The following is a 4,927-nucleotide window of genomic DNA, read 5'->3' on the forward strand; positions in this document are numbered from 1 at the left end:
GACTAGGGGAAGAGATGGGGAGGATAGGGAGGATGGGGAGGATGGGGAGGATGGGGAAGGGATTACCAATTCCCAATTACCAATTACCAATTACCAATTACCAATTCCCAATTACCAATTCCCAATTAACAGTTAACAGTTAACAGTTAACAGTTAACACTTACCAATTAACTTGCAAAAATTATTTCTAACTGAGCAATGACAACTGACTTAGGACAACAGAGAATCGGTATTTTTGACAGTGGCGTAGGTGGTTTAACGGTTTTGAGAGAGTTATACCGACAATTGCCTGGCGAATCTATTCTTTATTTTGGAGATACGGCTAGGCTACCCTATGGCACTCGCTCTGCTGGGGAAATTACACATTTTGTCAGAGAAATCATGGCTTGGCTGCGATCGCTGAATGTCAAAATGGTGATTATGGCCTGCAATACGAGTTCGGCTTTGGCTCTGGAGACTGTGCAGGCTGAGTTTGATATTCCGATTTTAGGAGTAATTCTGCCGGGGGCGCGGGCTGCTGTACAGCAGGGTAAGCGGATTGGGGTGATTGCAACTCCTGCTACGGCTGCTAGTAATGCTTATCGTCGTGCTATTCTGGAGATGGATGTTAATTCTCAGGTCTGGCAAGTTGGTTGTCCCGAATTTGTGCCGCTGATCGAGCAAAACCGTATCCACGACCCCTACACCTTAGAAGTGGCACGGGAATATTTGGCTCCTTTGATCCAGCAGCAGATTGATACTTTGGTTTACGGTTGTACTCACTATCCCCATTTGGCCCCGGTAGTGCGATCGCTTTTGCCTGCGGGGGTGAAGTTGGTCGATCCTGCTGTTCATGTGGTAGCTGCTGCGGCCCAAGAGTTAGAATTATTAGGGCTGCGAAATAATGGCCCAGTAATGCCTACGCGCTTTTGCGTGAGTGGTTGCCCGGAACAGTTTGCTGAACTTTCGGTGCAGTGGCTCGGTTGCACCCCAATAGTTGAGAAAACTTTTTTGTCTGCTATTATCAGGGAAACTGTGTCCGTAGAATCTACGAGTAGTTTACACCCTGACCGTCCTCCTGCTTAACCAGACAATTTTAGATGTTATGGGAATAGATGTAGGGTGCATTGCCTGCACCCTACAGACGTGAGGATTGCTCTTTGTGCTATTGCTATTGATAATTCAAGAGTAGGAACCAGGAGCATTGAAGCTCTCAGTTAACGAACGCTAGTTCGCGATTCCCCTTCCGGGATGGGTCACTCACCCAATCGAGTGATCTTAGTGCTCCGCTCTACCAAAATCAACAGCAGATAAATAGTCAACACATAACCCGCAGCTAGGATGGGGATAATCAAAGGGATATCATGGTAAATCATAATTAGAGCCAAGAGTAAGGAGGAGAAGGAGGCGGACAACTTCAATACCTACTACATTAAGTCAGCAAGTAAAACCAAGCCTTGGCTCCGAAGGCTGCTTTTTATCCAAGCCTGTGAAAAGGCGATCGCCTTTCCATTTAATATCTATACCGCAAAGCGGAGCCAGCACATCCTTGTAAGGTTGCACTTTGGCTGCTCACAGCTATGTGTTGCATCAAAGACACAAAGTTCCTAGCCAGAACAAAATTTGTACTCCCATGAGTTCAAAATTTAGTCCCAGACTGCTTAGCTGTTAGCGGACGATTAAGGCTGGCTCTACCAAGCTTATACAGGCACTCGGAAGCTGCCCGCTGGTTTAGCTGTACTTAATGTATGGAATTGTTTAAATCCTTAATAATTAACATAACACAACATTTGCTATTTTGAGGCTGTCTTGAGGAAGATACTTAATAATTTGATACAATTTGGTGAATTGCCTGGGTTCTCGGCCGCGAGTCAGTTTTAGTCTCGAACTCTTGGCAGCTTATTGGCAGTAATCTTCAAGTTATTGAAAATGAACAGTACCCACAGAGAGATAGTTAATCAGGACAAACTAGGTATACTTTCCTTCCATAAGGCAGAGGCTTAGCTTAAAATAAAGCTATGATATGTAAAATTTTGTAACCTAAACGCTTGAGCCGCCGTATCCATGACTTCTCGCACTCTCCTATTTTCCCCAGTTGAAGAAGACCTGCGGCTGTTGACAGAAAACTTAAAACAGCTAGTAGGGGCCCGTCACCCTATCTTGTATGCAGCCGCAGAACACTTGTTCGGGGCTAAAGGAAAGCGGGTGAGGCCGGCGATTGTGCTGCTGATTTCGCGGGCAACAATGCCCAACCAGGAAATCTCTCCTAAACACCGTCGGCTTGCCGAAATCACGGAAATGATTCATACGGCTAGTTTAGTTCACGATGATGTGGTGGACGATTCCGACGTGCGCCGGGGTATCCCGACTGTGCACAGTTACTTTGGCAACCGAGTGGCGGTGTTGGCGGGGGATTTTCTCTTTGCTCAATCTTCGTGGTATTTAGCTAATTTAGACAATCTGGAGGTGGTGAAACTGCTTTCAGAGGTGATTATGGATTTGGCTGAAGGCGAAATTCAGCAAGGATTAAATGGATTTGATACCACTTTGTCGATTGAGGCTTATTTGGAAAAAAGTTACTATAAGACAGCTTCTTTGATTGCTAACAGTTCTAAGGCGGCTGGCTGTTTGAGCGGTGTATCTGCACAGTTGGCGGACGATCTGTACAATTACGGGCGCGATATTGGGTTGGCGTTCCAGATTGTGGATGATATCTTAGATTTTACTGGTTCGACGGAGACGTTGGGTAAGCCTGCGGGTTCGGATCTTAAGAGTGGAAATTTGACGGCTCCGGTGCTATTTGCTTTAGAGGAAAAGCCATATTTGGAAGCGTTGATCGAGCGGGAGTTTGCCCAAGAGGGGGATATTGAGCAGGCGATCGCGTTGGTGAAGGATAGTAAGGGTATTGAGCGATCGCGCGAATTGGCGGCGCATCACGCTCAGGCGGCGGTTGTGCGTTTGGCTGGCTTGCCACCCTCGGAGTCGAAACAGGCTTTGATTGACTTGGCTGATTATGTTTTGAGCCGGCTTTATTAGGCGCGATCGCACCATTTTAGGGAAGATGAGCGAATGGTGATTCACATCTTCCCTGAAAGTATTAGAGCAATTAAAAGTGAGGAAAAATATTTTGAAACAAATTAAGGAAAATGTAGAGAGTAAAAATTTATCAAACCTGATTAGCAGAGTAGCAGAAACAGGAGAGCGACTTGTAATTGAACAACAAGGGAAAGAAATAGCTGCTGTGATTGCATATTCCGACCTTCAGCGACTTGAAGCACTAGAAGCGGCTTTACTGAAAAAAGTCGAACTCGAAGAATATGAATGGCTGAAAGCTGTAGCTACAAATCCGGTCTTTGATTTTCTAAAAGATCCAGAAGAAGATATTTATACTGTAGCTGACGGTAAACCTTTCCATGACCCGGAATGGAATAAAACAGCCGCTAGCGAGACTAACTTTATTTCGGTACTTGACCCAGAAGAAGACATTTACACTCTAGCTGACGGTAAACCATTCCATGACCAAGGGTAAACTTTTTCTCGCGCCTTTTCCCTATGATGATTTATCTCTTGCCAAGCTGCGTCCAGCCGCTTGTTTGACTAATCCTGTGGGGGTACGCCGTCATGTTATTATTGATTATATTACCAGCCGCATTCCCGCGAATTTATTAGAAACAGATATTGTCTTGGATAATACCCATCCCGACTTTTCAGCTTCAGGATTACGGGTAGCGTCTACTCTCAGGTTGCATCAAATTGTGACAGTTTCTACTATAGTTATCCAGCGGGAGTTGGGAGAATTGTCAGCAGATACACAAAATCAAATTGCTGATAAGCTGTGCAATCTGCTAAAGTCGTGATGGTAGAGAGGTTGAAGAGTAAGCCATCGCATTATTGTTAAGTTTTGAAATAATGTTTTCGAGCGCGATCAAAAAAATATTTTTCATATCAATTTTCACTCTGTTTATAATCCTATCAACAGCAGACATTAGCCACTCAATTATTAGTGCTTTTGCTAATAGTTCCTCACATAGACCTCTCCCCCTAAATCAATATACTGGTGTCGTATATCTTGATAATGTTCAGTGTAGCGGTTCACTCCTAACAGGAGGATTATACATTCTCACAGCCGCCCACTGTCTCAATGAAGGCGGAACCAAAGTGCCCAGAGATAATGAAACTAATGCTATCTTTAAATTACCCAGAGGCGAAGTTAGCATCCCTATTACCAAATATTTTATCCACCCAGGTTGGAGTGGTTACGAGTCAGAAGTTGGCAATGATGTTGCTGTCTTAAAGCTGGAAAGACAAGCCCCAAAATCTGCCGAACAATACGATCTTTACAGGGATACAAATGAAATTGGCAAAGTATTTACTAAAGTTGGCTATGGATATATTGGTGTAGGATCTAAAGGACAGGATGAAGATTCTAACTCGGAGGGTAAAAGATATGCGGGACAGAATCGCTATGAGGCGTTAATTGATGTTTTGAAGGATTCAAAAGTTACAGATTTTTCTGAGTTAGTTTTTGGCAGTCAATTACTTTTTGATTTCGATGATGGAACTGCGAAACATGATACTTTGGGTAAGCATTTTCCCAAGTTAGCAGATCGTGGTTTAGGAAAGAATGAAACTGCTACTGCTAGTGGAGATTCTGGCGGCCCTTCTTTTATTAATGGGAAAATAGCCGGTATTAGTTCTTGGGGTTATAGCGATCGCGGTTTTTTCAAAACAAATATTGGAGATATTGATAGCATTGATGATAATGGTAGTTTTGGCGAGATTTCCGGCGACACGCGGGTATCTTTTTATGCTAATTGGATTGACAAAATTACGCAATCTAGTCGCTAATTTACTGTCATTGCGAAGCACGAAGCAATCTAATTTGTCATTGGGAGGTATGAAGCAATCTTTCATATATAAACTAAACTGTCAAAGTTGACGGGGTGAC

At 43.8% G+C, this 4,927-nt stretch carries 6 protein-coding genes; 5 read left to right on the forward strand and 1 reads right to left on the reverse strand.

From position 1 onward, the window contains the following. Nucleotides 1-198: 198 nt before the first annotated feature. Nucleotides 199-1,065 carry a glutamate racemase gene (gene murI / locus PN499_RS25635; protein ID WP_272035862.1) on the forward strand — a complete coding sequence of 289 codons (867 nt, stop codon included), beginning with the start codon at nucleotides 199-201 and terminating at the stop codon, nucleotides 1,063-1,065. Nucleotides 1,066-1,416: 351 nt separating this feature from the next. Here murI and PN499_RS25640 read toward each other — a convergent pair whose 3' ends face one another. Continuing rightward, the gene (locus PN499_RS25640; RefSeq protein ID WP_272035864.1) at nucleotides 1,417-1,542 is read right to left on the reverse strand and encodes a hypothetical protein; all 126 of its coding nucleotides are present in this window, start codon (nucleotides 1,540-1,542) and stop codon (nucleotides 1,417-1,419) included. Between the two features lie 501 nt (nucleotides 1,543-2,043). Between PN499_RS25640 and sds the strand changes: the two genes are divergently transcribed. The 4 genes from sds (at nucleotide 2,044) to PN499_RS25660 (ending at nucleotide 4,827) form a co-directional block, all read left to right on the forward strand. Next, nucleotides 2,044-3,015, forward strand: coding sequence for a solanesyl diphosphate synthase (gene sds, locus PN499_RS25645; RefSeq protein ID WP_007355416.1), 972 nt, complete (start codon nucleotides 2,044-2,046; stop codon nucleotides 3,013-3,015). 91 nt (nucleotides 3,016-3,106) lie between these two features. Further along, complete coding sequence (locus PN499_RS25650; protein ID WP_272035867.1) at nucleotides 3,107-3,508, forward strand: type II toxin-antitoxin system Phd/YefM family antitoxin; 402 nt, start codon at nucleotides 3,107-3,109, stop codon at nucleotides 3,506-3,508. Beyond that, nucleotides 3,495-3,836, forward strand: a complete 342-nt coding sequence (locus PN499_RS25655) for a type II toxin-antitoxin system PemK/MazF family toxin (RefSeq protein WP_272035869.1) — start codon at nucleotides 3,495-3,497, stop codon at nucleotides 3,834-3,836. The genes PN499_RS25650 and PN499_RS25655 overlap by 14 nt, the downstream gene beginning before the upstream one ends. A gap of 52 nt (nucleotides 3,837-3,888) precedes the next feature. Next, the gene (locus tag PN499_RS25660) at nucleotides 3,889-4,827 is read left to right on the forward strand and encodes a trypsin-like serine protease (protein WP_272035871.1); all 939 of its coding nucleotides are present in this window, start codon (nucleotides 3,889-3,891) and stop codon (nucleotides 4,825-4,827) included. Nucleotides 4,828-4,927 lie beyond the last annotated feature (100 nt).

Source organism: Kamptonema animale CS-326, assembly GCF_028330895.1.
GTDB lineage: Bacteria > Cyanobacteriota > Cyanobacteriia > Cyanobacteriales > Microcoleaceae > Kamptonema > Kamptonema formosum.

Bases quoted from the DNA above. Each gene is read 5' to 3' on its own strand.
- murI (WP_272035862.1), top strand. From the start codon at position 199: ATGACAACTGACTTAGGACAACAGAGAATCGGTATTTTTGACAGTGGC.
- sds (WP_007355416.1), top strand. From the start codon at position 2,044: ATGACTTCTCGCACTCTCCTATTTTCCCCAGTTGAAGAAGACCTGCGG.
- PN499_RS25655 (WP_272035869.1), top strand. From the start codon at position 3,495: ATGACCAAGGGTAAACTTTTTCTCGCGCCTTTTCCCTATGATGATTTA.
- PN499_RS25660 (WP_272035871.1), top strand. From the start codon at position 3,889: ATGTTTTCGAGCGCGATCAAAAAAATATTTTTCATATCAATTTTCACT.